The following is a 207-nucleotide window of genomic DNA, read 5'->3' as shown; positions in this document are numbered from 1 at the left end:
CAGTGACGGGCTCGCCAGTCGTGGTAACCCTGTCGAACGGTCAGACCATCACCATCGGCGTCGGCCAGACCACAGGGACCGCGACCACCACCGCGCCTAACGATGCATTGACCGGCCATGCACCGCTGACCAACTCGATCACCAACGTAACGGGCGGCAACTACGAAAATCTGGTGGCCGACAAAACCCCGGTCAGCACCACCGTGA

Annotated in this window: 1 protein-coding gene; it reads left to right on the top strand. The window is 62.3% G+C overall.

What is annotated here, in order from left to right:
• On the top strand, window positions 1-207 hold a 207-nt coding region (locus tag ACW9IR_RS30560; RefSeq protein WP_457466353.1), incomplete at both ends, for an immunoglobulin-like domain-containing protein.

This window comes from Pseudomonas sp. SDT291_1_S447 (assembly GCF_054070155.1).
The sequence above is the reverse complement of the archived record's forward strand: the minus strand, read 5'-3'. Positions and strand labels throughout refer to the sequence as shown.